Genomic DNA, 25,625 nt, shown 5'->3' with positions numbered 1-25,625 from the left:
ATGAAAAAAAACCTGTTGGCACTGTCCCTTTCGGTGGGCGGCGTGCTGCTGTGCGCTGGCGGCGCCCATGCGCAAAGCTCGGTCGAAGTGTCCGGTCTGGCCGATGCGTTTGCCGGCTCCATCAAAAACTCAGGCGACGCGGGCCGCAAGTCGGTGGTCGATAGCGGTGGCCTGACCACCTCGTGGTTTGGTTTCAAGGGCACAGAAGACCTGGGCGGCGGGCTCAAGGCCAACTTCTTGCTGACCTCGTTCATCAAGGTGGACGCAGGCAGCCAAGGCCGCTTCACCAACGACACCTTCTTCTCGCGCGATGCCAACGTCAGCCTGTCGGGCGGCTTTGGCTCGGTGATGCTGGGCCGCTGGATGGCCCCCAACTTCCTGCCCTCCGTGGTGGGCAACCCGCTGGGCGACTCGTTCACCTTCTCGCCCCTGATCCTGCACATGAACGTGCCTCTGTTCAACGGCACAGGCTGGGGTTCCACCACCCCGTCTGACACGGGCTGGAGCAACCAGCTGGTGTACAGCACGCCCGACATCGGCGGCTTCAAGGCCAACTTGCAGTACCAGTTTGGCGAGCAGGCTGGCAACAACGGCAAGAAGAACGTGGGCGCCAATTTCTTCTACTTTGGCGGCCCGCTGACGCTGACCGGCTTCTATGAACGCGACCAGATCAGCAACCCCGGCGCAGGCACCTACCTGGGCACCACCAAGAAGGACTGGATGCTGCTGGGCGCCTACGACTTCGGCGTGGTGAAGCCCTTTGTGAGCTATGGCCAGGCCAAGGCCGACAACAGCCTGAACAAGGCCAAGACCGTGCAACTGGGCGCCTCGGTGCCCGTGGGCCCCTCGGGCAAGGTGCTGGTCGAATGGGTGAAGACCGACCTGTCGCAAACCAAGGTGGACCGCAAGACCTACACCGTGGGCTACGACCACTTCCTGTCCAAGCGCACCGACGTGTACGCCATGTTCATGGGCGACAAGATCACCAACCAAACCTCGGGCACCAGCTTTGGCGTGGGCATTCGCCACCGCTTCTAACGCGGCATGAGGTGGATGGGCAGGCCCGCAGCGCCGCGCTGCGGGTGCTTGCCCGGCACATCACGGTTTGCCAAGGGGCCTGTTTCAGGCCCCTTTTTCTTGGGCGGCTTTGCGCTGGGGCAAATCTGCACAATACAAGGCAAATTGGCACCTAGCGCTCAATCCATAAGCGCTAGCAGCTATAAAATAAATAGCAAATCAGGGACTACAGCGCACCGGTGCAACGCCCCCAGCGCCCTGCCCGCCTCCCTGGCACTGCAAGCTGGGGTTGGTGGCGCGGTATGCATCCTCCTGGGCGCTCACATCGGCGGCCTCGGCCTGCGTCAAGCCCCGGTAGCCCCGCCCATACGGCCAGCCATAGCCCCAGCGGAACGGGGTGCGCACCAGCGGCCCGCCGCCCGCCCGCACGCCCAGAAACATGGTCTGGGCCAGGCCCGGGTTGCCGGTCCTTTGCTCCACACAGGTCTTCAAGGCCAGGTCTGCCTGCAGGCGCGCCTCCTCAGGCCCGCCGCGCCAATAGGCCAGGTCATGGGCCAGGCAGCAGTCGCACCAATCCGCCGGCATGGCGGGTGATCGGTCTGGAAACAGGCTGCACCCATCGGTGCTGAAGGGCGCAATCGAGGTGGGGGCCGCCACCGAGGCACAGCCCGCCAAAACCAGCGGAGCCACCAGCGCCAGAAGCTGGCCGCGCAAACGGGCAGCGGTGCCTGGCCTTTGTGCGGCGTGGAGGGGGTGGTGTTTAGAAAGGCGCATGGCAGCGTGGTGGTGTGAGGTCTGGTGGGGTTTGTCAGAAGACACCGCCCCTGGGGACGGACTGGAAGTATCCGCTGCAGCAGCGGGCATATGAGCGCAGAGGGGCTGCGGCCATCTCCCCTTCTTTTCTCCATTTGTAACCACATTGTCACAAGTCGCCGCTATCGTCAGCCCCTGCTCAGGGATCCAACACACGCGATGCAAAACATTCAGTGCAGCCGACGAGAGGCGATGGTGGCGCAGCTGTCGCCCGCTGCACGCCATGGCACGGGCGCGCTGGCCCGGTTGATGCGCGAGGGCGGGCTGCACTGCGTCTACCAGCCCCTGGCAGACCTGCGCGAGGGCAGCATCTACGCACACGAAGCGCTGATCCGTGGCCCGCAGGGCACGCCCCTGCATACACCCGATGCCTTGCTGGCCCAGGCCAGCAGCGAGGGCATTCTCCAGGACTTTGAGCTGTTTTGCGCCTTCACGGCCCTGGCGCAGTGGAGCGAGCAGGCCGCGCCCGGGCGGCTGTTTGTGAACATCAGCGCCGACGCCCTGGTGCACGGCGTGGGCCTGATCGGTGCCCAGCGGCTGGGCGAGGCCGTGCGCAGCTTGGGCCTGAGCGCCCGCATGCTGGTGCTGGAAATCACCGAGCACGAGCGCGTGACCGACATGCCCTTGCTGCGCCAGGCGATTGACGCGGTGCACGCCTGCGGCGCGCGCATGGCGCTGGACGACTTTGGCGATGGCCGCTCCAGCCTGCGGCTGTGGTCCGAGGTCAAGCCCGACTTCGTGAAGATCGACAAGTACTTCATCCGCGAGATCAGCGACCGGCCCGACAACCTGCAGATGCTGCAGGCCATCAAAGGCATTGCCGATGTGTTTGGCACCACGCTGATTGCCGAAGGCATTGAAACCCGCGACGACCTGCGGGCGCTGCGCGACCTGGACATTCCTTTTGGCCAAGGCTGGCTGCTGGGCCGCCCCGCGCTGGCCCCGCGCGATGCCGTGGACGGCCCGGCGCTGGAAGTGCTGCACGACCGGCGCGTGGCCGTGCTGCCGCACCTGGGGCAGATGGCGCGGCCCAGCATTTTGCGCAGCCTGCTGGTGGTACAAGCGCCGCCCGTGGCCCCCACCACCAGCAACGATGCGGTGGCCGCCATGTTCCATGAGCGCACCGAGCTGCACGCGCTGGCGGTGGTGGACGGCACACGGCCCGTGGCCCTCATCAACCGCCAGCAGTTCATGAACCACTACGCCACGCTGTACTTTCGCGAGGTGCATGGCCGCAAGCCCTGCCTGGCGTTTGCCAACACCGCCCCCCGCGTGGTGGAGCTGGACTGCGATGTGGAGCAGCTGGTGGGCATCCTCACATCGCAAGACCAGCGCTACCTGAGCGACGGTTACATCGTCACCGACAACGGCCGCTACCTGGGCCTGGGCACGGGCGACCAGCTGGTGCGCGCAGTGACCGAAACACGCATCGAGGCCGCCCGCCATGCCAACCCGCTCACGTTCTTGCCGGGCAACATCCCCATCAGCCTGCACATGCAGCGGCTGCTGGACAACGGCACCGAGTTCGTCGCCTGCTACGCCGACCTGAACCACTTCAAGCCCTTCAACGACCACTACGGCTACTGGCGCGGCGACCAGATGATCCGGCTGGTGGCGCGCCTGGCCACCACGCACTGCGATGCGCGGCGCGACTTTGTGGGCCATGTGGGTGGAGACGATTTCATGCTGATCTTTCAGAGCAGCAACTGGCGCCAGCGCTGCAAGAACATCGTGCAGGACTTTGCCCGCGAAGCCCTGGCCCTGTTTGACGAGGCAGCGCAGCGGGCGGGCGGCATCCAGGCCGAAGACCGGCACGGCGTGCCCCGGTTCTTTCCGTGCACCACGCTGGCCATGGGCGCGGTGCACATCACGCCCGGGCGCTTTCGGCATGCCGAAGAGGTGGCCAACCTGGCCGCCGTGGCCAAGCACGAGGCCAAGCAAACCTCTGCCGGGGTGGTGCTGCACAGCGGGCTGGCGCCCTCAGACCTGAGCGCGCTGGCGGCCTGACATCCGCCTCGTTGGCGCCCGTCAGGGCACCTGCGCCCCTGCCTCAAACCAGCGGCCAATCAGCGCGCGCTCGGCGTCGGTGATCTGCGTAGCGTTGTTCATGGGCATGAGCTTTTGCACCACCGCCTGCTGGTACACCGCCTGGGCGTTTTGCTTGACCAGGGCGGGCGAGTCCAGCCGCAGATTCTTCATCTGCACCTGCGCGCCGTGGCACAGGTAGCAGCGCTGCTCCAGCACGGCTTGCACCGCTGCAAAGTCAGCCTTGGCATCATTTTGGCCTATAGCGCTTGCTGCACCTGCGCTGGCAGCTCCTAAAACAGGAGCGGACATAGGTGCAGATACGGGCACCGGCGCCACAGGCACCGGGCGCATCCACACGATGGCACCCAGGATGACGGCCACGCCCACCAGCGCGTACGGCAACGGGTTGCCATTGCGGCCCAGCTTGTAGCCGTGGCGCATCACGAAGAACTGGCGAATGGCCGCGCCCGCAAACATCATCAGGATGAGCACCAGCCAGTTTTGCGGGTGGTTCCAGGTGAAGCTGTAGTGGTTGCTGAGCATGGCAAACAGCACCGGCAGCGTGAAATAGGTGTTGTGCACGCTGCGCTGCTTGCCGCGCTTGCCGTGGATGGGATCGACCGGCTGCCCGGCCTTGATCTGCGCCACCACCGTGCGCTGGCCGGGGATGATCCAGAAGAACACGTTAGCGCTCATGGCCGTGGCGATCATCGCGCCCACCAGCAAAAAGGCCGCGCGGCCTGCAAACCAGTGGCAGGCCAGCCAGGCGGCAATGCACACCAGCCCAAACACCAGCGCGCCCACGATGGCGTCGCCGTTCTTCTTCTGGCCAAAGATGCGGCAAATCGCGTCGTACAGCAGCCAGAACACCACGAAGAACCCGAGTGCCACCGCAATCGCCGTGGCAGGCGCCCAGTCCATGCGCGACTTGTCGATGAGGTAGGTGCTGGCGCTGTAGAGGTAAGACACCGTGAACAGCGCAAAGCCGCTGAGCCAGGTGCTGTAGCTTTCCCAAAAGAACCAGTGCAGGTGCCCCGGCAGCTTGGGCGGCGACACGGCGAACTTGACCGGGTGGTAGAACCCGCCGCCATGCACCGCCCACAGCTCGCCGCTCACGCCCTGCTTTTTCAGGTCTTCGTCCTCGGGCGGCGTGAGGCTGCTGTCCAAAAAGACGAAGTAGAACGACGAGCCAATCCAGGCGATGGCGGTAATGACATGGACCCAGCGCAACAGCAGGTTGGCCCAGTCGAGAACGTAGCTTTCCATATCTCAACCTTGGCAGCGCAATGCGCTGCAAACCTGCTCACCACTGCGGGCGCTCTGAGCAGAAAACGAAGGTCGCGCACCTTGGCTGGCTGGCCTTTCCACACAAGAAAGACCGGCGGGCCGGGGCACCGCTGCGACCGAAAATCACCGACCGATAACACCCAAAAGTGTATGCACGAATTGTTCCAGATTCGGCCCCGTCAAGTAAGCCGCGTGGCCCGCTACGGCGTCAGGGTCTGCAGCAATTGCGCAGCCACCGCCACCGCAATCACTTCAGGCTGCTTGCCATGAATGCCGGGCACACCTATCGGGCTGGTCACCTGCGCCAGCTCGGCCGGGGTAAAGCCGCGCTCGGTCAGCCGGTGCGAGAAGGTGGCCCACTTGGTCTTGCTGCCGATCAGGCCGATGAAGGGCAGATCCTGCTGCTGCCGCTGGCGGCGCAGGCAGGCAGCCACCACGTCCAGATCCTCGGCGTGGCTGAAGCTCATGATGAGCACCCGCGAGCCCGCTGGCAGCGTGGGCACGGCCATGTGCACGGGCTCGGAATGCTCGCAGACCACGCCCTCGGGCGGTGCGGGCGGGAAGATGCCGTCGCGGCTGTCAATCCACGTCAGTGCAAAGGGCAGCGGCGCCAGCACCCGCGCCAGGGCGTGGCCCACATGGCCGCCGCCAAACAGGGCCACGGGCGTGCGCGGGCCTTGCAGCCGCTCAGGCAGGCCGGCGGCGTCCGCCGGGCCCAGCGCCTCAAACTGCAGGTGCACCACCCCGCCGCAGCACTGGCCCAGGGCCGGGCCCAGGGCGTAGCGCATCTGCGGCTCGCCGGGCTCTCCCGCCAGGCGGCGGCGCGCATCGGCCATGGCCTGGTGCTCCAGGTGGCCGCCGCCGATGGTGCCGATCACGCGGTCGGCCAGCACCGCCATCCAGGCCCCGGGTTCCCTTGGGGCCGAGCCTTCGGTAGACTCCACCCTCACCAGCCACGCGCTTGCGCCACCCTGTAGCGCCTCCGCCAGCAAACGTACATCCGTCACATCGGCCCTTTCACCTTTCAAAGGTTGCACGCGGCAGTACCGCATGCAACCCCTGTGTTTCGAGTTTTCAGACTCCACGCCCAGCATGCCATCCACCCCACCCTCAAGTGCCCAACGCGCACAACGTGCCCAGGGCGCCCGCCCCAGCTGGCTGCGTTGGCTGCTGGCCAGCGCCATGGCCGCACTGGCCGCCTGCAAGTCACCACCGCCTGAGGCGCCCGCGGTGCAAGACAGCAAGATGCCCGCCCGCGACTCTGCGGCGGCACCCCTGACTGCCACGGTGGTGGCGCCCAAAGCGTCTGCCGCCATCTCCGCGCGCGACTACCGCAAGGATGCAGCGGCCCACCTCTACAGCCAAAACCAGCAGCGCATCTACCAAGGCAAACTGCCCGCCATGCTGTACGCCATTGGCGTGCTGGAGGTAGACATTGACCGCCAGGGCCGCGTGGCCCGCCTGCACTGGGCCCGCGCCCCCCGCCACGCGCCCGAGGTGGTGGCAGAGATTGAGCGCACCGTGCGCGCCGCCGCCCCCTACCCCACACCCAGCCGCATGGGCAAGGTGACCTACATCGACACCTGGCTGTGGGACAAGAGCGGCAATTTCCAACTCGATACCCTCACCGAAGGCCAACACTGAGCGTCTGGCTGAACGTGTGGGTGGCCATGGAGGCGGGCGCTGCGGCCGCCTTCATGGGTTGATTGATGAAAACCCCCTCTAAGGCGCATTCAATAAGCGCAAACAGCTATCAATTAAGTAGCAAAAAGACCTGATAGCACCCCAAGACTCAAGACCCCCGGTAGGTCGAATAACTCCAGGGGCTTACCAGCAGGGGCACGTGGTAGTGCTGGTCGGCGTGGGCAATGCCAAAGTCCAGGCTCACCTGGTTCAGAAAATTCGGCTCGGGCAACGCAACGCCCCGGGCCTTGAAGTACCCCGCCACATCAAACGTCAGCCGGTAAGTGCCCGTGCGCAGGCTGGCGTTGTCAAACAAGGGCGCGTCGGTGCGCCCATCGTGGTTGAGCACCAGCGCCTTGATCAGCGTGGCCTGCTCGCTCTGGGTGGCATACAGGCGCACCCCCATGCCCGCAGCCGGGCAACCGTGCATGGTGTCTAAAACGTGGGTGCTGAGGCCCATGGTGTGTCTCCGGCAAGTGGGTCAAACAAAGAAAGCAAAAGCGGGCCGGGGCGGCAATGCCCCAGGCAAGCGGTAGGCGGCCACGCGACGGACCGCTGGGTCGGCGCCGCTGCCCCTGTGCGCGCATTGGTGTACGCCCAAAGTGTATGCAGTTTGTGTTCATCAAAACACGCCTTCGCACAAAACCGCTCCGCCCGCTGCGTTCAAGGTTCAGCAGGTTTCATGCCCATGCTATGGATTCAGAATGAACCCACTGGAACCGTTCGCGCTGAGCTTGTCGAAGCGATGCGCAAGGCTTCGACAAGCTTGTATGGTTTAGCTCCCATCAACCAACCTGTAAGAAAGGGCGAGGAGCCGGGATGCAGGGACATCGACAAGCATCGGCAGTTGCTTCAGATCCAACTGACCGACCTACTGAGTCATTACCCCATCCCTGCGCCGAGCGTCGATAAGGAACCTGACGAGGGCAAGCTGCGCTTGGCAGCACCGATCGTCAATTCTTGCAAGCTCACGCCGACAGCAGGACACATCCCGGCGCTCGTATTTTGAGCGATGAACCCTCAACAAGCTACTGAGTTTGTCGGCGTGGATGTCGCCAGCGCCCATCTGGACGTGGCCGCGCAGGGCCAGGCCAGCGTGCGCCGGTTTGCCAATACACCCCAGGGCATTGCCCTGCTGCTGCGCACGTTGCGCCCCGCAAGCGTACTGGCGCTGGAGTCCACCGGCCGCTACCACGTGCCGCTTGCGCTGGCAGCGCACGCCGCAGGCCTGCGTGTCTATGTCCTCAATCCGCTGGATGCACGCCGCTACGCCCAGTCGGTGGGTCAGCGCGGCAAGACCGATCGGATGGATGCGCTCGTGCTGGCACGCTATATCTGCCACGAACATGCGCATTTGCAGCAGTGGCAGCCACCCACCGCTTGCCAAGCCGTGTTGCGCGAGCTCCTCGCACACCGGGCAACTCTGGTGCGTCAGCGCAGCGCACTGGCTCAAGCCGGCTGCCACAGCAAGACGCTTGCACGCCTGGACGAGCCAGTGCTGGCGGCCTTGCAACAAGCCATCAAACATGTCGATGGGCAAATAGAAACTACCCTGCGGGCTGATCTCAGCAGCCACCAAGCGTTTGAACACATCACCTCCGTGCCCGGCCTGGGGCTGGTTTGTGGCGCTTTGCTGGTGATGCTGTTTGGGCGGATGCAAGGCGGCAGTGCTGATGCGGTCATCGCATTTACCGGGCTGGACCCTCGCCCCAACGACTCTGGCAAGAAAACGGGGCAAAGGCGCTTGTCCAAGAGGGGCTGGCCAGAGATCAGGCGCTTGATGTACGCAGCAGCCATGTCGGCGGCGCGCACGAAGACGTGGAACGGCTATTACTGTGCTCAGCGTGACAAAGGCTTGAGCACGACCGCTGCACTTGTCGTGCTTGCCCGTAAGCTCTTGCGTGTGGCTTTCTCACTGTTCAAGCAGCAAGCTCTGTTCGATCCCGCGCTGGTCGCTGGCAGAGCTTGACGGGAACCATAGAACCTCAGCCTGAACGGATATTTCAAGTTCAAAGATGCCGACTCAATGATGGGCTACGGGCCACCCTGCAGCACCTGCAATGCCAGGGCCGACAGGCGCTGCACCAGCGCTGGGTACTGCGATTCGGATGTGTTGCCATAACCCAGCACCAGCCCATTGCAGCCCGGCCGGGGCACCAGCGCAAAGCGTGACAGCGGCGCGGGCGCCATGTCGTAGGCGCGGGCGGCTTCGGCCAGGACCGTGTCGGGGCAATCGGGTGGCAGTTGCACCGTCAGGTGCATGCCACTGTCGCCTCCCATCACCTGGTGTGGCACGGCCATGTGCTGGGCCAGGGCCTCGCGCAGGGCCTGCTGGCGGCGGCGGTAAAGGCGGCGCATGCGCCCCAGGTGGCGGGTGAACTGGCCTGTGTCGATGAAGTCGGCCAGCGCCAGTTGCTCAAAACGGTGGCCGCCGCGCAGCGTCTCGTGCAGCAGCGTGTGGGCCTGTGCCGCCAGCGCTGCGGGCAGCACCACAAACCCCAGCCGCAGCGCCGGGAACAGCGTCTTGCTGAACGTGCCCACATACAGCACGGGCGCACCGGGCTGCAAGCCCTGCATGGCCCCAATCAGCTCGCCCGCGTGGCGAAACTCGCTGTCGTAGTCGTCCTCAATCAACCACGCGCCATGGCGCTGTGCCTGCTGGATCAGCGCCAGGCGGCGCGCCGCCGACAGCACGGCCCCGGTGGGGTACTGGTGCGAGGGCGACGTGTACACCAGCCGGGGCGGCTGCGCGGCCCAGGCGCCCTCGGGCACGGCCAGCCCGGAGCCATCCACGGGCATGGGCACCAAGTTCATGTCGCCGCAGGCAAAGGCGGTTTGGGCGCCCCGGTAGCCGGGGTCTTCCAGCCAGGCGGTGTCGCCAGGGTTGGCCACCAGCCGCACGCACAGGGCCAGGGCCTCTTGCGCGCCTTCGGTGATGACGACTTGCTCGGGCGTACACAGCACACCCCGCGCCACCGCCAGGTGGTGCGACAAAGCCTGGCGCAAAGCGGGCTCACCCGCCGGATCACCATAGCCCAGGGCGCTGACCCCGCCGCGCTGGTAGGCCCGGTCTACCGATCGCTTCCAGGCGCTTATCGGGAACCGCGCCAGCGCTGGCACGCCAGGGCGAAACGCCTGCGCACCGTCAGGGGCGGTCGCAGGGGTCATCGTTGCGGCTGGTCCAGGGCGCACCCGGGCCACCCGTTCGGCCATCTGCCCCACGGCCTGCCCGGCCACGCTCGGTGACGGCACCGCAGGGCCAGCCTCCACCGCCTGCCCAGCCTGGGCCGGTGCGTTGCCCCGCCCCAGCGCCGCCACCCGCGTGCCCTGGCGGCTCGGTTCGATGTAGCCCTCAGCCCCCAGTTGCTCGTAGACGGCCGTCACGCTGTTGCGCGACACAGCCAAATCCACCGCCAGCGCACGCGAGCCCGGCAGACGGCACCCCGCAGGCAGGCGCCCCGCCCATATCGCTGAGCGCAGCCGCTGCAGCAACTGGCGCTGCAAGGGCTCGGCGCCCGGCCCGCGCATCAGGGGGGTTTGCAGCAGCACATCGGCCACAGGTGACACATGAAGTTCTGACATGGAGTGGGGCCCGGATGGAGCGAACGATGGCGCCATCGTGGCACCATCAAATGAATCTAATATGGCTCTTTTTGCAGAGCCACTGGCATTCTAAAGTGGCACTCCGGCGCACCACCTTGCGTGCATCCTTTGGCCATCTCCCTCACATCACTTGCCATCAGCCACCATGACCCAACGCACCAACGAATACGGCCAACCCATCGGCGAGCCCATGCCCCACTGGAGCCCCCGGCCCGCGCCTACCGGCGTCACGCTGAAGGGCCGGTTTTGCCAGCTGGAGCCACTGAACGCGGCCCGCCACGCCGCAGACCTGTTTGCCGCCTACCAAACCGCACCCGACGGCCGCAACTGGACCTACCTGTTCATCGGCCCCTTCGCCAGCGAAGACGAGTACCGCCGCCATGCCGAAGCGGCCGCGCCAAGCACCGACCCGCGCCACTTTGCAGTGATCGACACCGCCACCGGCAAGCCCGTGGGCACCCTGTCGCTGATGCGCATTGACCCCACCCATGGCTGCATTGAGGTGGGCCATGTCACCTTCTCGCCGCTGCTGCAGCAAACCCCCGCCTCCACCGAAGCACAGTTATTGCTCATGGCCTACGCCTTCGACACCTTGGGCTACCGCCGCTACGAGTGGAAGTGCGACAGCCTGAACGAGCCCTCGCGCCGCGCCGCGCTGCGGCTGGGTTTTCAGTTGGAAGGCATCTTTCGCCAAGCCCTGGTCTACAAAGGCCGCACCCGCGATACGGCCTGGTTCTCCATCACCGATGGCGAATGGCCTGCCGTGCGCGCAGCGCTGCAGACCTGGCTGGGCGAGAGCAACCTGAACGCGCAGGGCCAGCAGCGCCAGTCGCTCGCCGCCATCCGCGCGGCGCTGCCGGGCACTGATTGAGGCGGGTACGCCAGCAACATTGCACAGGGCCCCAACCGCCCTACACTGGCACACCCAACCCTCAGCAACCAGGAGATGACTGAATGAACATCCGGCAAACCCTGCTGTCCGCCAGCCTTGCGCTGGCCTTGGCCAGCCTTGCAGCCTGCGGCTCGACCCCACCGCAAGCCACTGCAACCCCTGCTGCTGCGCCCGCCGTGCAGCAAACGGCTGCCGCTGCAGCCGCCAGCGCCGCCTATGACTTCGACATGGACGTATTCCACCCCGTGGTGGCCAACAACGGCATGGTGGCGACCGAGCAAGAGCTGGCCTCGCGCATCGGGCTGGACATTCTGAAAGCCGGTGGCAACGCAGTCGACGCCGCTGTGGGCATTGGCTTTGCGCTGGCCGTGGCACTGCCCAATGCGGGCAACATCGGCGGCGGCGGTTTCATGATGGTGCACGACGCCAAGACCGGCAAATCCGTCGCGCTGGACTTCCGCGAAGTGGCCCCCCTCAAGGCCAGCCGCAACATGTACCTGGACGACAAGGGCAACGTCATCAACGGCAAGTCGCTCTACACCCACTACGCCGTGGGCGTGCCCGGCACGGTGGCCGGCATGGAGCATGCGCTGAAAAAATGGGGCACCCTGCCGCTCGACAAGGTGATTGCGCCATCGATTGCGCTGGCAGAAAAGGGCTTCCCCGTCAGCGAAACGCTGGCCAAAATCCTGCAGCAAGAAAAGAAGAACATGGGCCAGTGGCCCGCCACCACCGAGATCTTCTGGAAGAACGGCGAGCCCCTGAAGCGCGGCGACCTGCTGGTGCAAAAAGACTTGGGCCAATCCATGCGCCTGATCGCGCAGCAAGGTGCCAAGGCCTTCTATGAAGGTGCCATCGCCCAGAAGATTGCCGCAGAAACCGCGCCGCACGCAGGCGCTGTGACGCTGCAAGACCTGCGCGAATACAAGGTGGCCGAGCGCGAACCCGTGCGCGGCACCTACCGTGGCTACGAAGTGGTGACCATGCCCCCACCCTCCTCCGGCGGCACGCACCTGGTGCAGATATTGAACATGCTGGAGCAGTGGCCCCTGGCCCAATGGGGCCAGAACAGCGCCCAGACGCTGCACTACATGGCTGAGAGCAGCAAGCTGGCCTATGCCGACCGCTCCGAGTACCTGGGCGACCCCGACTTTGTGAAGATTCCCCTGAAGGGCCTGACCTCCAAGCGCTACGCCGAATCGCTGGCCAAGACCATCGACGGCAACCGCGCCCGCCCCGCCAAGGAAATCAAGCCCGGCCAGCCCCAGCCGTATGAAAGCGACCAGACCACCCACTACTCGGTGGTGGACAAGGCGGGCAACGCCGTGGCCGTGACCTATACGCTGAACACCAACTTTGGCAGCGGCATCGTCGCCAAGGGCACCGGCATCTTGCTGAACAACGAGATGGACGACTTCTCGGCCAAGCCCGGCGTGGCCAACGCCTACGGCCTGGTCGGCGGCGACGCCAACGCCGTGGCCGCCAAGAAGCGCCCCTTGTCTTCCATGACGCCCACCCTGGTGCTCAAGGACGGCAAGCCCACGCTGGTGACCGGCAGCCCTGGCGGCGCCCGCATCATCACCACCGTGCTGCAAACCGTGGTGAACACCATCGACTTTGCCAACAACCCCGCCGAAGCCGCCGCTGCGCCGCGCATCCACCACCAGTGGACGCCCGACGAACTGCGCGTGGAAAAGGGCCTCTCGCCCGACACCCTGGCCCTGCTCAAGCAACGCGGCCACAACATCGCCGTGAAGGCATCGATGGGCCGCACGCAAACCATCCAGATCCGCAACGGGCTGCTGTATGGGTACTCTGATCCGCGCAACCCGGATGGGCAGACGTTGGGGTATTGAAGACTGATGAAGGCGCGCCTGCTGGAAGGTAGGTGCGCTGGGAAAAGCAAAAGGGCCGCACCATGTGCGGCCCTTTTTTGTGATGGGCAATCGCGTTTCCGTCCACACGCGGGGGGCAGATCTGAGTCCAAAGCTGGCCTTGCGTCAGTTACCGTGAATGACCGCATTGCAGCGGTTGCAGCCGTTCGCATCTCAGTCGCGAATGGGTACTATCGGCCAGAAGTGGACCTCAGTGAAGGGCTGCTTTCGGCTGGGCTATCCTGATCAGGCGGTTTGCTGATTGCCGTGAACTGACTTCATCACCGTCGCGGAAGCTCCACGACGACCCGGGTCGTATTGGTGTCATCGAATACCTCTAGCCCTACGCTGCCATGCTGGGCCTCGGTGAGCAATTTGGCGGAATATGTGCCCAGGCCTGTCCCCCCTGTTTGCCCGCAGTCACGAACTTGTCGAAAAACCGGTCGCGGATCGCGATTGGCACAGCTCCAGTGTTGCTGATGATGATGCGCAAGGGGTTCTGATCCTGGAGCTGCACCGACACCCGCGACCCGTGCGGCGCTGCTTCGCACGCGTTCCTTAGTAGGTTCTGGAAGATCGAGTAGCACAGGGTTGAATCCGCAAGCGCTACAGGTGGCTCCGCTCCGACCGCCACGTCCGTGTCCACCGCGATAGACAGGTCCTTCTCCGCGAAGGTCACCCGATTCATCTCGGCTATGCGGCGCAGCAGTTCGCCGATAAGCACGGGCTGCGCTCGTAGCACGAAGCGACCCGATTCAATTTTGTACAGTTCGGATGACAGGTTGATCATGTTGAGCACCTGCATCACGCTCTCTTCCATCAAGCGCAACTGCTCCACTTGTCGGCGACCGACCGAGTCATCCTCAATCAGCGCCTGCACAAGACCCAGTGCCCCGGCCAGCGGCGCCTTGATGTCGTGCCGCGTGATGCGCTCAACGTCTTCGCGCAACTGGGCTGCCTCGACCATGCTGTCGAACTCGGCCTGCAGGTCCTTGCGCAGCTGCACGTAGCGCATGAAATTGCGCACGCGCGGCTTGAGCGTTTCGGGGTCGATGGGCTTGGTAATGAAATCGACCGCGCCGAGATCGAGCCCCCTGATGCGTGCGTCCGCCGACGCCATGGCAGTGACGAAGATGATGGGAATGCTCTGGGATGTGGGATGCTCGCGCATCATCCGCGCTACTTCGAAACCATCCATGCCGGGCATCATGATGTCCAGCAGTACCAAGTCCGGAGGGTCGTCGGAGGTCACCACCTCCATCGCCTTGGCGCCTGTCTGAGCCAGCCTGATCCGATACTCGCCTTTGAACAGCTGGGACAGTAGCAGCAGGTTGTCGGGCGTATCGTCGACGATCAGTATCGTCGGTCGAGGAGCTTCCTGCTCTTCGGCTGATGGCGTGCTCGCGGTGTCCTGCGTCGCCGGAGCATGCGCATTTTGCGCTGGCAACCCCTCCCCAGCAAAATCGCCAGGAGCGCGCGGCTTCCATTGCAAGGCCTTCTCCAGCCTTTGAGCCAATTGCTTGGGGGAGTAGGGCTTGAGCAGCAGGGAGGTCACCCCCATCGAAATGGCCTCCTGAACACGGCTGCGCTCCGCCTCGGCGGTGATAAGAACAAACGGTATTGCGAATAATCGTTCGTCTGCACGCATGGCCTGAAGCAACTCCACGCCTGTCATCACGGGCATGTTCCAGTCCGAGAGCACCACATCGAAACGCTGATTCTTCAGAAGGCGCAGGGCTTCGGCACCGTTGCGCGCGGATTCAATGCGTTCCACTCCCATCTGCCGGAGCTGGTTGATGGTGACCTTGCGCATCGCCTCAAAGTCATCAACGACCAGACAGCGTGCGCCTCGCCCAATGGCAGATGGGCTCGAAGCAGCAAAAACACTCATGCAGATACCTTCTTGTCTTGCTGGGTGAGGTCAAGAGCCACATCGGCCTCTTCACGAACGAAGCGCAGGATACCCACAGCGATGATGGGTTCCATGTCCACTAGCAACTGGCGGCGCTCTGGCCTGATCGACTCAGTCGCGGCTAACTCAATGACGGCCACGACACATCCAGCGTGCTTGATCGGCATCAAATAGATGGCGCAGGGAGCGCAATGCCCAAGACCTGACTGGACACGCAGGTAGTCAGTCCCAGGCGCTTCGATGAGCACGGACTCGCCCGTTGCGATGCATCGCTCGATCATGCTGGCTGTTGTGGGCAGCTCAGAGAGCGTTTGTTCCGCACTAGCACCCGAACCCGCATAGTGCGCAACTGCCTGCATCGCGCGCGCTTCGTTTACTCGCACCAGCAGGGCTTGCCCCATCGGCAAGTGCCTCGCCAGTTCGTGCAGGACTGTGCGGGCAAAAGCTGCAAGAGTGTTGGCGTGTTGCAACTCGAGCAATAGGTCGGACACTGCCTTGCGCCGGTAGGCCTCGCCGGTCAACTGGTCGTGGCTTTGCTGCAGCGCTTTTAGGGTCAGTTTGTGCCGGGCCGCTTCGCGCCTGAGCTGCGTTGCCCAAAATAGCATGGCCAGCAGCACTCCCGCAATGGCGGCCCCGCCAGGGATTCCCCAGGCCATCCAAACCCGGTGCCATTTCCCGCTATTGTCGAAAGAGGCGGAGAAGAGCTGGTACTCCATCAGCGACACGCCATATTTGCGTCGCCAGGACAGATCGAGATCTGACCCCATCCGACGACTGTCGGTGAAATAGCGCTGTATGGCGTGCTCGAGGTCCGATGCTTCAAAGGAAATACCCCAGCCTACCGAGATCGCCTCGCCCACCGGAAACAGCATGTCCAGGTTCTCCAGGTCGTTACGCACCCAGTGGAAGGCAGATTCGGCCGCGATCACGGTGAAATCTGCGCGACGCTGCGCGACGGCCTGCATGGATTTGGCGGTAGGTACGTTCTCAATGACGATCGGTGAGTGCTCTCCCGCTCCAGCGTTGAATCCCTGGATCCATCCTTCGTAAGCGGTTCCCGCCTGGACCGATGCAGTGCGCCCTGCAAGATCTACCTCGGCGCGCAAAACGGATCGCATCTCCGGTCGCGAGACGACGACATTGCGCGTGGTGAAGTACGGCACCAGTATCATCTTTTGCTTGCGCCATTCGGTGATGTGCAGGTCATTCGGGTACAGATCGCATTTTCCAGTGGCCAGAGGAGCGGCTTCGTAGCGATCTCCCTGAACTGTCACGCCCTGCGCGTTGTGAAACTGCTGATCCCACTGCGAAAGCGTCACGGTTTTCGCTTGAACACCAAGGTATCGGGCGAAATCCTCCCCATTGGTCCGATAGTAGTCGGCGCTGGAGCCAGCGACGCAGATGCGCAACTCTTGGCTGTCCTTGATTTGCACCAGCGAGCGCCCCAAGGCGCTGCCCGCGGCCATCGCAAGGCCCACAAAGCAGGCAAAAAATCGCATTTGGCGCTTCATGGACCAGATTCAGCCGGGCTGAGCAGGAGCCTGAACTTCGAGCGCTGAGAGCGCAGCATCGAAATCGATGCGATCAATGGCTCGGCTCACGGCAGACAGGGACTCAGCAAGCGGGTCGCCATCCGCCGCCAACCGAGCGACCAAGTTCTCCAGCGCGTCGCCCGCATCCGCGTCGCTGTCTCTGAGCAACTTGCGCAATCGGCTCAGCAGAGCCTCGGTTTCGGCGGAGCGCGCCTTGGAAACAACAGGTTCCGATCGGGCTTGCACAGTGCCAGCCCCGCTGCTCGCCGTGGACTCCTGCAGAGCCTTGATAAGCGGGCGTAACAAAACTCCAATCTGGGACAACATTTCCAGCGCTGCCGGCACGCGGGACTCGTGGGCGCCCTCTGCCTCCAGCGCCCCTGCTGCCGATGCGACGTTGGTGGCGCCGATCGTGCCCGCAGCGCCTTTGAGGGTATGAGCCAGCCGCGTGGCCAGAGGCCAGTCGCCCTGATGCAGCGCCTCAGCGACGGCTGTTTCAAAGCCCGTGTACTCCTGCAGAAACATGCCCAGTAGTCGGCGGTAGAGCCGCCGGTCGTTTTGAACTATGCGAAGTCCAATCGCCTGATCCACGCCGGGCAATTGCGGCAGATCTGGATCGGCCACGCTGCCTCCTTGATTGAAAGCCTGTTCAGGCGTCGTCTGGGCGGTTGTGGCAGCAGGGTTGATCCATCGAGCCATGCACGCAAACATTTCCTCTACCCGCAGCGGTTTGGGGATGTGGTCCACCATGCCGGCATCCATTACCTTCTCCCTGTCACCGGCCATGGCGTTGGCTGTCATGGCGATGATGGGCAGGTTGGCAAACTGCGGCAGCGAGCGCAGGTGGCGTGTGGCCGTATAGCCGTCCATCACGGGCATCTGGCAATCCATGAGGACGCCATCGAATCGAGGGTCCGCGGCCAGCAGGTCCAGCGCCTCCTGGCCGTTGTTGGCCAGCACCACCTCCATGCCGGCCTGGCGCAGCAGCTCCATAGCCAGTTCCTGGTTCAGTGCATTGTCTTCAACCAGCAGCACCCGCGCGCCCTTGAGCTGCTGCAAATGCTCGGTTCGCCCGTCGGCCTTGGCTACCACGCGATCAGATACCAGGCGACCTTTGCCCAGCGCCTCAGCCACCGCTTCTAGCAATGTCGATGCCGTGACCGGCTTGGTGAGCACCGCATTCACCCGGGCGCCATGGCTCTGCACCGCAGTCATGGCTTCTTCCCGGCCGAAAGCAGTCACCATGATCACCGCCGGTGCAGCCCCACCCTTGAGCGCCTGCATGCGGCGCACGGTCTCGGCGCCGTCCATGCGTGGCATCTTCCAGTCCATCAGCACTAGGTCGTAGGCGAGCGAGCGGCTGTCGGCGCCCTCCACCATGCGCAGCCCTTCCTCGCCATCGCGGGCCATGTCCACCTCCAGGCCGAAACGGCGCGCCATGGTCGACAGGATCTCCCGGGCCGCAGCATTGTCATCCACCACGAGAACTCTCAGGCCCAGCAGTTCGTTGGCATCAAACATGCGCCGGGGCATGGGCTGCGCCTGCAGGCCAAAGTGCACATGGAAGTGGAAGGTCGAGCCCTGCCCCTCGGTGCTCTCCACCCAGATGCGGCCTTTCATCAACTCCACCAGGGTCTTGGAGATCGCCAGGCCCAGGCCCGTGCCGCCATAACGCCGCGTGGTGGAGCTGTCGGCCTGACTGAACGACTGAAACAGCCGTTGGCATTGCTCTGGCGTCATGCCGATGCCCGAGTCCTTGACCCAGAAGTGCAGCTCGACGTCACCACCTGGCTTGCCTTGCTGGCCGGCCAGCTCGATCCCCAGCACGATCTCCCCCTGCTCCGCGAACTTCACGGCATTGCTGCCCAGGTTGGCCAAGATTTGGCCCAGTCGCAGCGGGTCTCCTACCAGCGCCGTCGGAACGTCGTCCGCTGTGCTGAACAGCAACTCCAGACCCTTGTCCTCGGCCTTCATACCGATCAGATTGGCTACGTGGTCGAGAACATCCTCCAGCCGGAAGTCGACTTGCTCCATGGACATCTTGCCGGCTTCGATTTTGGAGAAGTCGAGGATGTCGTTGATGATGCCCAGAAGGCTCTCGGCAGCGCGGTTGACTTTCTCGATGTAGTTGCGCTGCTTGTTGTCCAGCGCGGTCTGCAGAGCCAGGTGCGACATGCCGATGATGGCGTTCATCGGCGTGCGGATCTCGTGGCTCATGTTGGCCAAGAACTCGCTTTTGGCCCGCGTCGCTTCCTCGGCCATTTCCTTGGCCCGCCGTATATCTTCTTCTGACGTCTTTCGGATCGTCACGTCAAGCAGCATCCACACCGTCCCCTTGCTCAGGTCGTCCGGATCAATGGCTGCACCGCTGAGTTGACACCAGAAGCGCGTGCCATCGGCGCGCACCAGCTCTTCCTCGCGTTGGTGTTTTTCACCGCTTGATAGCTGTCCGTATATCTCATTGAGGGCATGGGCAAACGCGTCATCAGATGCGTACCAGGCACGGGGGGACTGGCCAAGTTGCCCGGTGCCGAACAGCGTGTCAAGCTGTGTGTTGCCGCGCACAACCACGCGGTCCTTGATGAACGCGATGCCCAGCGTGGTGGCCTCGAACATGGCGGTCTGCTCGGCATGGGCCAGCTGCATGGCCTCCTGCGACTTCTTGTGCTCGGTGATGTCGGTGGCGATGCCGCAGATGCCGTAGATTTCACCTGCTTCGTTGATCAGCGGTGTTTTCGTGGTCATGAACGAGCGCTGCTCTGATCCATCGGCAGTGGGGATGATCTCCTCGTAGGTGATGGCTTCGCCCCTTTCGAGCACGCGGTTCTCCACCTCCCAGATCTTGTCTGCCATCTCTTTGGGCCACAGGTCGTGTGCGTTTTTACCGAGAACCTCATGCTCGCTGGTGCCTGCGTACTTCGCATAGGTGGCATTCAATAGCTGGTAGCGGCCTTCCCTGTCCTTGAGCGTAATGATGGAGCCGATGCCATCCACCAGGGTGCGGATCTGACGTTGGCTGTTGCGCACTTCCTGCTCTACCCGGTTGCGCTCGGTCACGTCGCGCACCGAGGCGCATACACAGACGCCATGGCCGCCAATGGCAGGCAGGCGTGACAGGCCGACCTCCACCGGAAACTCGCTGCCATCCTTGCGCACGCCTTTGAGGTTGGCATTCGTACCCCCCATGTTTCGCGGCAGTCCGACTGCCAGGAAGCCCTGGCGCAAGCCCGGGTGCCGGTCGCGGATGGCGGATGGCACCAGTATTTCCATAGGCTGGCCCACCAGTTCATGTTCCGCATAGCCAAACAGATCGAGCATGCGCGGGTTGACCATGATCACCGTGCCGTGCTCGTCCGTGACCATCAAGCCGTCGGGTGCAGATTCGATGATGCCGTGATACCAAGCCTCGGTGGCGGCGATGGAATCTTTTTGCGTGGCGAGCTCGTGCGCCTGCTGTTCCAGCGTCTTCGCCTGGGCCTGCGTTTCCTCAAGCAGCCGATGGGTGGCCACGTTGCGCTCCAGAATCTCCAGATTGGCAGCCAGCGCAGGCATCAGCGCGTCCAACAGGGCCTGCTGTGCAGGCGAGAAGATCTGAAAGCTGGCAATCTCCAGCACACCCAGCAACTCGTCACCACGTTGGATCGGCAGCACGCAGATACACCGGGGTGCGGCATCGCCCAACGCCGATCCGATGCGTACGTAGTCTGGGGGAGGCTGAGTGAGCGTGATGGCGCTGCGCTCCAGTGCGCACTGTCCCACCAAGCCCTGGCCCAGCTGAATGTATTGATCCATCGTCTTGCGTTCGCGATGGGCAAAACCGGTTAGCAGACGCAGGTGGCGCTGGCTTTTTTCGTAGATGTAAAGGACGCCGTGCCCTATGTCCAGCAAAGGCGCCGAGAGCGTGAAGAAGCGTTGCGCCAGCTCGACGAAGGACTGGGTCGACTGCAGTTCGGCAGAGACGCTGGCCGTATGTGTCTTGACCCAGCGCTGCACCTCCAGTTCGCGGGCTCCCCGCTGTAGCACCGCCACTGCACGCGCCAGCGCGCCCAGGTCGTTGAGGTACGAGGTATGAGGCACCTCCTGCAGCAGATCTCCTTCTGCAATCCGCTCCACAGCCGTGCGCAGTTCGAACGCTGGTACACGAATGGACCGCGCGATAAGCCACGCAAAAAGCACACTGAACAAGCCGCCCATGACCAGCAGGGTGCTGCCGCGGATCCTGGTCTGCTGCGCAAGGTCCTGCACGGAGCGCAGCGTAGCCCGGGCGCTGTCCTCTTTCGTGGCTGCCACAGCTTCCATAGACTGGGCCACGGTATCCCCAACGACAGCGAACTCCCGACTTGAGACCTGTCTGCGCGCTTCTTGAAGTTGCCCCTGCCTGGCGAGCTCAAGCAGACCTTCAACTCTCTTGCGGTACTCCGCATAGTTCTGGTCGAACGTCAGAAGGTTGCGTCTGTTGTCGTCGCGAACAATGCGCCCGCGAAGCTCACCGACCTCGCGCAAGATATCTTGGTGCGACTGATCAAGCCTCTCCAGCGCCTGGGCCCTGTCGTCTGTCTCTACGGTGAGCAGCGCATTGCGCAAATGGCGCCCCATGCTGGCATAGTGGAACTGGATCGCCCGGGCGTTGGAAACGCCCTGCAGGTCCCTTTCATACATGTCCTGAATCTCGTCGTTCACGCGGCTGACCGCCTGCATGCCCAGCACGCTGAGCACGATTGCCATGAGGAGGATGACGAAAAAGGCGAACGCGAGCTTCGCCGTCAGGGAGGAGCGGTGGTAGTGCTGAACAATAGCGTTCATGAAACGCGTTCCTCTCTATTCCGGGGCGAAGTGATGCAGGCCAGACGGTCCCGGCAATGGAGGCTGGCTGCCTGGGAACCTATTGAGCTCAGGAAGAAGGCTGAATGACCGCAGTCGCCAATTCCAGGTGCTTGGCCTTGTCGGCCATTTCCGCGTCGCTGTCGGCAAATTTTTGAGCAATGCGCTGAAACTCTTCGAGCATGCCGAGAAAGGCATCCAGGATGTCGGGGTCGAAATGCGAGCCTCGGCCTTCGCGCATGATGTCCACCGCTTTCTCGTGTGGCATCCCGTCCTTGTAGACACGACGACTGATCAGTGCATCGTAGACATCGGCCACGGCCATGATGCGCGCAGACAGGGGAATTGCCTCGCCCGCCAGGCCCTGTGGGTAGCCGCTGCCGTCCCATTTCTCTTGGTGGCCATAGGCGATCTCCTTGGCGTATTGCAAGAACTCAACCGGCATGCCCAACTGGTCCTCGGCATGCTGTATCGCGTCTCGGCCCAGGGTCGTATGCGTCTTCATGATCTCGAACTCATGCGGCTCAAACCGCCCGGGTTTGAGAAGAATCCGGTCCGGGATGCCAACCTTGCCGATGTCGTGCAACGGCGCCGACTTGTACAGCATGTCGATCACGTGATCGCTCAGTGCAGTGCTGAAGCGCGGATGCGTCTTTAGCGCTGTGGCTAGCGCCTTCACATAGTGCTGCGTGCGGCGGATGTGGTTGCCGGTCTCGTTGTCGCGGGTCTCTGCCAGGGACGCCATGGCCAGGATGGTGACATCCTGGATAGCGGCGAGTTCGCGCGTGCGCTTGTGGACTTCCGTCTGCAAAAACTGATTTTGGTCGCGCAGGAAATCGGCACCCGCCTTGGCCTGAAGCTGGGTCGCCACACGGGCAAGCACGATTGGAGGGTTGATTGGTTTAGTGATGAAATCGGCAGCGCCTAATGCCAGCCCGACCTTCTCATCCTCCGTCCCCGTCATGGCCGTCAGGAAGATGATGGGAATATCCCGCGTGGCCGGAGCCGCCTTGAGCTGGCGGCATACCTCATAGCCGGAGAGGTCCGGCATCATCACATCCAGCAGAATCAAGTCTGGTGCTGGGATGCTGCGCGCGATCTGCAGCGCTTTTTCGCCAGACCCTGCCAATTTCACCCGGTACTGATCTTTGAGGAGGCCGGAAAGTACCCAAAGATTGTCTGAAGAGTCATCGACAGCAAGTACCAGTGGACGCGGAGAATCCTCGGACTGTTTGAGCATCTTTAATCATCCCTCCAAGGCGTAGGCCCCTCATCAGCCTAACTATTCCTTACACGGGACAGTTTGACAAGTGCTCAATTGACCTAAGTTGGATCGAAGGGCAGCACTCCGAGTTCAGGGGTGATTTAAGGCCTGCCCCCAAGGGCTGTCTCGCTATGGAAATACGGTGCTCTCTCAACTCAGATTTCGGTCTGTTCGGATAGCTCAAGAGCATCGTCAACCTCAATGCCAAGGTAGCGGACAGTTGATTCGATTTTTGAGTGGCCCAGTAGTAGCTGGACCGCACGTAGGTTTTTGGTTCTCCGGTAGATGAGCGTAGCCTTGGTGCGCCGTATGGAGTGCGTTCCATACTCTGCTGGATCGAGCCCAAGCTGCACCACCCAGTGCTCGAGAATCCGGGCGTACTGGCGCGTCCCGAGGTGCGGAGACTTGTGAAGTCGGCTCGGAAAAAGAAAGTCTTCTGATTTCAGTCCGGCTGCCTTGATCCATTGCTGAAGTGCTTCACGGGTGGTCGCCGTTATCTCGAATTGGACGGGGCGCTGGGTTTTGTGCTGCAAGACCATTGCTCGCGAGGCGACTTGGTCGCCATGGCAAACATCGCGAACCTTGAGGGCGACCAGGTCGCATCCGCGCAGCTTGCTGTCTATTCCCAGATTGAAGAGTGCAAGATCGCGCACCCGGCTCTCCATCTGGAGGCGCACGCGTAGCGCCCAGATGTCTTTAGGCTTGAAGGGAGCCTTCTGACCAACGATTTTCCCTTTGTTCCAAGGCTCGCGATGAACGACGACTGGAGCGGATTCCATGATGGTCTCCCATCGAGTAGAGGGGACAAATACGATGCGCCTTTTAGATGCCGTTGTCCACGAGTGACCACGGTAGCTATGTCAGTTCTTGCGGTTCAGAAAACGCCCAGTGATGTTCTTCACTGTCTGCTCTCGATCGCAGCAGTCGTTCAACGACTTCGGGTCGAGCGACAGCAACCAGCCTGTAGCAGTCGGCCAATCGCGTGCTGCGACCGATTGCGCCTGACCAAATGCAGCGCTTACTCCAGAAAGAAAAAGCCTGCCCGGTTCCAAACGCAGCAACACGCGGTCCCTCACCTGTTGCACGCACCCCACCCCTCAGGGTTCTCCAGAGTGCCCGCCCTCCCGCCACCCTCCCTACACTGGGCCCAATCCACCACGCAAAGGCGCTATGGCACACGTCAGCTGGACTCAACAGCCACCCACCAGCTGGGTCGCAATGGTCGATGGGCAAGCCATCTGTACCCTCAAAGGCAAAGACATTGGCGGCTGGAATGCCACCTGGGCGGGGGAACGGCTGTGGCCGCCGCCAGCGCATTTGCCCAAGGCCACGCCGCAGCCCATGCGGTTTTTCGGCAGCCTGGACGAAGCCAAGGCGGCCGTGGAGCAGGCGCTTTCCGTGTGAGGCCTCCTCCTTCAAGCCTCAAGCCTTTCAGGCCTCTAGCGCTTGATACACAAGCGCGAGCAGCTACAAAACCAATAGCACCCTGAAGTCATTCACATTGGTGTGCGTGGGGCCGGTCACTACCAGATCGCCCAGTGCGCTGAAGTAGCCATAGGCGTCGTTGCGGTCCAGGTGGTCGTCCAGGCGCAGGCCTTGGGCGCGGCCACGGGCCAGGGTGTCGGGGGTGACGATGGCGCCTGCGTTGTCTTCCACGCCGTCGATGCCGTCGGTGTCGGCCGCCAGGGCCCACACGCCGCTTTGGCCTTGCAGGGCCTGGGCCAGGCCCATGCAGAACTCGCCCGCACGGCCGCCCCGGCCTTTGGGGGCGCCTTCGGGGCGGGGGCGCACCGTCACCGTGGTTTCTCCGCCCGACAGCAGCACGCAGGGGCGCGCAAACGGGGCGCCGCGCTGGGCCACGGCGCGGGCCAGGGCCGCGTGCACTTTGCCCACTTCGCGCGATTCGCCTTCGATTTCATCCGACAGGATGTGCGCGGCCCAGCCTGCGGCACGGGCGGCTTGGGCAGCGGCTTCGAGCGACTGCTGGGGGGTAGCGATGAGGTGCACGGCGTGCCCTGCAAACACGGCGTCGCCGGGCTTGGGGGTTTCGAGCAAGCCCGCCTCCAGCGCGGCGCGCACGGCGGGGGGCACGGTGATGCGGTAGCGGGCAAGGATGGCCAGCGCATCGGCGCAGGTGCTGGCGTCAGGCACCGTGGGGCCGCTGGCGATGATGGAGGGGTCGTCGCCCGGCACATCGCTGATGGTGAGGGTGACCACACGCGCCGGGGCGCAGGCTGCGGCCAGCCGCCCGCCTTTAATGCGCGAGAGGTGCTTGCGCACGCAGTTCATCTCGCCAATGGCGGCACCGCTGGCCAGCAGTTCTTTGTTGATGCGTTGCTTCTCGGCCAGCGTGAGGCCGTCGGCTGGCAGCGTGAGCAGGGCCGAGCCGCCGCCAGAGATGAGGCAGATGACCAGGTCATCGGCCGTGAGGCCCTGGGTGAGCGCCAGCATGCGCTCGGCCGCCTGCAGGCCTGCGGCGTCGGGCACGGGGTGCGCGGCTTCAACCACTTCAATGCGCTGCGCCAACCCGATCGGCCGGGGCGGGATGTGGTCGTAGCGGGTAACGACCAGGCCGCTGAGCGGCGCGTCGGCGGGCCACAACGCCTCCAGCGCCTGCGCCATGGAGCCCCCGGCCTTGCCTGCGCCCAACACCAGGGTGCGGCCTTTGGGCGGGGCGGGCAGATGTTCTTTGAGGCCCTGCAGGGGCTGGGCGCGTTGAACGGCCACGTCGTACAGGTGGCGCAAGAAGGCGGCGGGGTGCTGGTGGGGGTCAGGCAAGGTCATGGCTTGGGATTGTGGTGCAGGCTGGGTGATTGATCCGGCACGAACCTGCTTGAGCCGTTCACGCGGAGCTTATCGAATCGGCGTGTGAGGCATCGACCAGCGCAGCCAGATCGGG

The 25,625-nt window shown here is 63.6% G+C and carries 19 protein-coding genes and 1 pseudogene; 8 read left to right on the top strand and 12 right to left on the bottom strand.

The genetic code is table 11. The annotated features are described in order from the left end of the window. A complete protein-coding gene (locus tag CLU88_RS00400; protein WP_099654895.1) occupies positions 1–1,038 on the top strand; it encodes a porin in 1,038 nt (345 codons plus the stop codon). A gap of 198 nt (positions 1,039–1,236) precedes the next feature. Here the strand turns inward: CLU88_RS00400 and CLU88_RS00395 are convergent, their stop codons facing one another. Then, positions 1,237–1,791 (bottom strand): hypothetical protein, encoded by a 555-nt coding sequence (locus CLU88_RS00395; protein ID WP_199173392.1) that lies wholly within the window; start codon positions 1,789–1,791, stop codon positions 1,237–1,239. A gap of 198 nt (positions 1,792–1,989) precedes the next feature. On the opposite strand from CLU88_RS00395, the gene CLU88_RS00390 reads away from it, so the two are divergent. After that, complete coding sequence (locus CLU88_RS00390; RefSeq protein WP_233205329.1) at positions 1,990–3,837, top strand: phosphodiesterase; 1,848 nt, start codon at positions 1,990–1,992, stop codon at positions 3,835–3,837. A 21-nt stretch (positions 3,838–3,858) separates the two neighbouring features. Here CLU88_RS00390 and CLU88_RS00385 read toward each other — a convergent pair whose 3' ends face one another. Both CLU88_RS00385 and xdhC read right to left on the bottom strand, forming a co-directional pair. Continuing rightward, positions 3,859–5,124, bottom strand: a complete 1,266-nt coding sequence (locus CLU88_RS00385) for a urate hydroxylase PuuD (RefSeq protein WP_099654893.1) — start codon at positions 5,122–5,124, stop codon at positions 3,859–3,861. Between the two features lie 221 nt (positions 5,125–5,345). Next, a complete protein-coding gene (xdhC, locus tag CLU88_RS00380) occupies positions 5,346–6,152 on the bottom strand; it encodes a xanthine dehydrogenase accessory protein XdhC (protein ID WP_233205558.1) in 807 nt (268 codons plus the stop codon). A gap of 85 nt (positions 6,153–6,237) precedes the next feature. Here xdhC and CLU88_RS00375 point away from each other — a divergent pair, with 85 nt between their 5' ends. Then, a complete protein-coding gene (locus tag CLU88_RS00375) occupies positions 6,238–6,789 on the top strand; it encodes a hypothetical protein (RefSeq protein ID WP_099658531.1) in 552 nt (183 codons plus the stop codon). A 148-nt stretch (positions 6,790–6,937) separates the two neighbouring features. Here the strand turns inward: CLU88_RS00375 and uraH are convergent, their stop codons facing one another. Beyond that, positions 6,938–7,288 (bottom strand): hydroxyisourate hydrolase, encoded by a 351-nt coding sequence (gene uraH / locus CLU88_RS00370; protein WP_099654891.1) that lies wholly within the window; start codon positions 7,286–7,288, stop codon positions 6,938–6,940. A gap of 222 nt (positions 7,289–7,510) precedes the next feature. Here uraH and CLU88_RS00365 point away from each other — a divergent pair, with 222 nt between their 5' ends. After that, positions 7,511–7,837 (top strand): hypothetical protein, encoded by a 327-nt coding sequence (locus CLU88_RS00365; protein WP_143225917.1) that lies wholly within the window; start codon positions 7,511–7,513, stop codon positions 7,835–7,837. 3 nt (positions 7,838–7,840) lie between these two features. Then, positions 7,841–8,797 (top strand): IS110 family transposase, encoded by a 957-nt coding sequence (locus CLU88_RS00360; RefSeq protein ID WP_099654889.1) that lies wholly within the window; start codon positions 7,841–7,843, stop codon positions 8,795–8,797. Between the two features lie 65 nt (positions 8,798–8,862). Here the strand turns inward: CLU88_RS00360 and CLU88_RS00355 are convergent, their stop codons facing one another. Then, positions 8,863–10,410 carry a PLP-dependent aminotransferase family protein gene (locus tag CLU88_RS00355; RefSeq protein ID WP_099654888.1) on the bottom strand — a complete coding sequence of 516 codons (1,548 nt, stop codon included), beginning with the start codon at positions 10,408–10,410 and terminating at the stop codon, positions 8,863–8,865. 166 nt (positions 10,411–10,576) lie between these two features. On the opposite strand from CLU88_RS00355, the pseudogene CLU88_RS00350 reads away from it, so the two are divergent. Both CLU88_RS00350 and ggt read left to right on the top strand, forming a co-directional pair. Further along, positions 10,577–11,284 (top strand): annotated as a pseudogene (locus CLU88_RS00350) (GNAT family N-acetyltransferase); the annotation flags it as partial. A gap of 101 nt (positions 11,285–11,385) precedes the next feature. Next, positions 11,386–13,179, top strand: coding sequence for a gamma-glutamyltransferase (ggt, locus tag CLU88_RS00345; protein ID WP_099654886.1), 1,794 nt, complete (start codon positions 11,386–11,388; stop codon positions 13,177–13,179). A 361-nt stretch (positions 13,180–13,540) separates the two neighbouring features. On the opposite strand, the gene CLU88_RS00340 is transcribed toward ggt, so the two are convergent. The 6 genes from CLU88_RS00340 to CLU88_RS22630 all read right to left on the bottom strand — a co-directional run bounded on the left by CLU88_RS00340 (position 13,541) and on the right by CLU88_RS22630 (position 23,790). Continuing rightward, positions 13,541–15,088: a response regulator gene (locus CLU88_RS00340; RefSeq protein ID WP_233205328.1), complete on the bottom strand. Its 1,548-nt coding sequence runs from the start codon at positions 15,086–15,088 to the stop codon at positions 13,541–13,543. After that, complete coding sequence (locus tag CLU88_RS00335) at positions 15,085–16,620, bottom strand: transporter substrate-binding domain-containing protein (RefSeq protein WP_082522307.1); 1,536 nt, start codon at positions 16,618–16,620, stop codon at positions 15,085–15,087. The genes CLU88_RS00340 and CLU88_RS00335 overlap by 4 nt, the downstream gene beginning before the upstream one ends. A gap of 9 nt (positions 16,621–16,629) precedes the next feature. Continuing rightward, a complete protein-coding gene (locus tag CLU88_RS00330; protein ID WP_082522306.1) occupies positions 16,630–21,444 on the bottom strand; it encodes a PAS domain S-box protein in 4,815 nt (1,604 codons plus the stop codon). Between the two features lie 88 nt (positions 21,445–21,532). Then, entirely contained in the window at positions 21,533–22,702 is a 1,170-nt protein-coding gene (locus CLU88_RS00325) for an HD-GYP domain-containing protein (RefSeq protein WP_056057405.1), read from the bottom strand. 179 nt (positions 22,703–22,881) lie between these two features. Then, positions 22,882–23,505, bottom strand: a complete 624-nt coding sequence (locus tag CLU88_RS00320) for a tyrosine-type recombinase/integrase (RefSeq protein ID WP_099654885.1) — start codon at positions 23,503–23,505, stop codon at positions 22,882–22,884. Positions 23,506–23,586: 81 nt separating this feature from the next. After that, positions 23,587–23,790, bottom strand: a complete 204-nt coding sequence (locus CLU88_RS22630; RefSeq protein ID WP_143225916.1) for a hypothetical protein — start codon at positions 23,788–23,790, stop codon at positions 23,587–23,589. A gap of 106 nt (positions 23,791–23,896) precedes the next feature. Here CLU88_RS22630 and CLU88_RS00315 point away from each other — a divergent pair, with 106 nt between their 5' ends. After that, entirely contained in the window at positions 23,897–24,130 is a 234-nt protein-coding gene (locus tag CLU88_RS00315) for a hypothetical protein (protein WP_099654884.1), read from the top strand. Between the two features lie 63 nt (positions 24,131–24,193). Here the strand turns inward: CLU88_RS00315 and CLU88_RS00310 are convergent, their stop codons facing one another. Then, complete coding sequence (locus CLU88_RS00310; RefSeq protein WP_099654883.1) at positions 24,194–25,510, bottom strand: glycerate kinase; 1,317 nt, start codon at positions 25,508–25,510, stop codon at positions 24,194–24,196. Positions 25,511–25,625 lie beyond the last annotated feature (115 nt).

Origin of the sequence: Acidovorax sp. 56, assembly GCF_002749705.1 — a bacterium.
In the GTDB taxonomy this organism is placed as follows: Bacteria; Pseudomonadota; Gammaproteobacteria; order Burkholderiales; family Burkholderiaceae_C; genus Acidovorax.
The sequence above is the reverse complement of the archived record's forward strand: the minus strand, read 5'-3'. Positions and strand labels throughout refer to the sequence as shown.

Coding starts and splice junctions, on each gene's coding strand:
- CLU88_RS00400 (WP_099654895.1), top strand. CDS start 1: ATGAAAAAAAACCTGTTGGCACTGTCCCTTTCGGTGGGCGGCGTGCTG.
- CLU88_RS00395 (WP_199173392.1), bottom strand. CDS start 1,791: ATGCGCCTTTCTAAACACCACCCCCTCCACGCCGCACAAAGGCCAGGC.
- CLU88_RS00390 (WP_233205329.1), top strand. CDS start 1,990: ATGCAAAACATTCAGTGCAGCCGACGAGAGGCGATGGTGGCGCAGCTG.
- CLU88_RS00385 (WP_099654893.1), bottom strand. CDS start 5,124: ATGGAAAGCTACGTTCTCGACTGGGCCAACCTGCTGTTGCGCTGGGTC.
- CLU88_RS00375 (WP_099658531.1), top strand. CDS start 6,238: ATGCCATCCACCCCACCCTCAAGTGCCCAACGCGCACAACGTGCCCAG.
- uraH (WP_099654891.1), bottom strand. CDS start 7,288: ATGGGCCTCAGCACCCACGTTTTAGACACCATGCACGGTTGCCCGGCT.
- CLU88_RS00365 (WP_143225917.1), top strand. CDS start 7,511: ATGCCCATGCTATGGATTCAGAATGAACCCACTGGAACCGTTCGCGCT.
- CLU88_RS00360 (WP_099654889.1), top strand. CDS start 7,841: ATGAACCCTCAACAAGCTACTGAGTTTGTCGGCGTGGATGTCGCCAGC.
- CLU88_RS00355 (WP_099654888.1), bottom strand. CDS start 10,410: ATGTCAGAACTTCATGTGTCACCTGTGGCCGATGTGCTGCTGCAAACC.
- ggt (WP_099654886.1), top strand. CDS start 11,386: ATGAACATCCGGCAAACCCTGCTGTCCGCCAGCCTTGCGCTGGCCTTG.
- CLU88_RS00340 (WP_233205328.1), bottom strand. CDS start 15,088: ATGAGTGTTTTTGCTGCTTCGAGCCCATCTGCCATTGGGCGAGGCGCA.
- CLU88_RS00335 (WP_082522307.1), bottom strand. CDS start 16,620: ATGAAGCGCCAAATGCGATTTTTTGCCTGCTTTGTGGGCCTTGCGATG.
- CLU88_RS00330 (WP_082522306.1), bottom strand. CDS start 21,444: ATGAACGCTATTGTTCAGCACTACCACCGCTCCTCCCTGACGGCGAAG.
- CLU88_RS00325 (WP_056057405.1), bottom strand. CDS start 22,702: ATGCTCAAACAGTCCGAGGATTCTCCGCGTCCACTGGTACTTGCTGTC.
- CLU88_RS00320 (WP_099654885.1), bottom strand. CDS start 23,505: ATGGAATCCGCTCCAGTCGTCGTTCATCGCGAGCCTTGGAACAAAGGG.
- CLU88_RS00315 (WP_099654884.1), top strand. CDS start 23,897: ATGGCACACGTCAGCTGGACTCAACAGCCACCCACCAGCTGGGTCGCA.
- CLU88_RS00310 (WP_099654883.1), bottom strand. CDS start 25,510: ATGACCTTGCCTGACCCCCACCAGCACCCCGCCGCCTTCTTGCGCCAC.